Here is a 1,691-nt window from a genome sequence, read left to right on the forward strand (position 1 = left end):
GGTTCTGCCTCAATCTGTGTGGCGCAGTGGCAGCATTCGGGCTCTGAGGAGTTCTGGTCCGGCGCGACCGTACATGGCGCGCTTGAGGGTCTTCAGGCGATTGACTTGGCCCTCAGCCTGACCGTTGCTCCACGGAAGTTCGATGGCATTGCGCACGGCCTCGATGTCGCGGTGCAGCGTGCGGGCAAAGCGCATGATTGGTGGGATGCCAGTCTCAATGGCCAGGTCGATCCATGCGTCCAGCGGGGCGGACTGGTCGCCGCGCAAAATGCCCTGAAACCGCATGGCAAGGCTCCGCATCGTGGCAAAGCTTGGCGATCCGGCCTTCAATGCATCTACCTTTTGGGCCTGGTCTGCGGTCAATTTGCGTCGCGGCTTGATACAGAGCGCCGCTGCGACAACCGGCGAAATGGCGTGACCGGTTTGCGGGTCCCGCACAGGCGCCAGGGGCAGCGGCGTGTCGGTCGGGCCTGCTAGAACGGTTTGTTCATCCCTTCGCCATCCGGCCAGCAGACGTTGCAAATGAGACAAGCTGCCCTCATAGCCATGGCGTTGAATTTCGACCAATAATTCCTGGCCGGACCGGATACCCTGTTTCCAGAGATCGGCCAGTATGCTCTCAAAATACCACGGCGACGTGGGCTTCAATGCAGCTCGGCGGCGGTCTGGTGGCGAGTCGGAGCTCAACCACTTCGCCACACTACGACGCGGGAAGCCGGTCCGACGTCCAATTTCGCTACAAGACAGCCCTTGATCACGAAGCGCATGGATGTTTCGGAAAATTTCCTCACGTGATTTCCGATGAGCAAGACGCGATCGCAGTAGATGATTGGCCGTGCTGATGTTTTCGGCATCTGACAATAGCGCCCGCCCGGTGGCGCGGCCATGCATATTCATCTGCTCTTCAATGGCCTGGCGCAGGTTCTGGACGAGATGGAAACGGTCTGCGACCTGCAGGGCTTGCGGTGCACCCTGACGTGCGGCCTTCGCATATCCGCCACAACGATCCCGACTGATGACTTCAATCTCAGGGTGCTGCCGCAGCCAGCTCGCACAGCTTTCAACGCTCCGATCCGGAAGAATATCAATTACGGTCTGCCGCTCGAGATCGACGATGATGGTTCCGTAAGTCTGCGACTTGCGCCAGCTCCAATCGTCGATGCCAATGACCGTTGGCGGCGGGGCGACGCTTTCCGCACACTTCTTGAGGTGTCGCAGCACCGTGTCATTGCTGACACCGACGCCTAAACGGCGCAAGAGCCGCTCGGCAGGCCGTCCACCCGTGGCGTGCCCCAGATGAACTACAATGTCATCAGCACGCGAAGTTCGACGTGCAAATGGACGCGCAATTGACGAGGTGTAGTCCGAAAAAGTCCGCCGCGGGCACGTGGAAGCGCGACATCGCCACCTGCAGACCCAGAGTGCGATTGTTACCTTGTCGCCAAGTGCAGGTAAATCCTGTAGCCGCCTTTGCCGCCACCCGTGACGACGCCGAGAATGCAAACCACAATCTGGGCAGATGCCTCTCGGTGCCAAAACACCGGATACAAGCCACCCGCCGGAATCACGTCGCTTAACGCCTTGAACCGAAACGTCGCTCCCGGGCGACCAGTGCTTTTTTGAAATCACGACTATCCCTCCCGAATGTTCCAAGCTCAGGATAGTTGCGCCACACAAATTGAGGCAGAACC

1 protein-coding gene is annotated in these 1,691 nt (G+C 59.4%); it reads right to left on the reverse strand.

The annotated features are described in order from the left end of the window. Positions 1 to 9: 9 nt before the first annotated feature. Positions 10 to 1,629, reverse strand: a complete 1,620-nt coding sequence (locus I3253_RS20295) for an ISL3 family transposase (RefSeq protein ID WP_420824325.1) — start codon at positions 1,627 to 1,629, stop codon at positions 10 to 12. Between the last annotated feature and the right edge of the window lie 62 nt (positions 1,630 to 1,691).

It is taken from the genome of Thiosulfatihalobacter marinus (genome assembly GCF_016019955.1).
In the GTDB taxonomy this organism is placed as follows: Bacteria; Pseudomonadota; Alphaproteobacteria; order Rhodobacterales; family Rhodobacteraceae; genus Shimia; species Shimia marinus_A.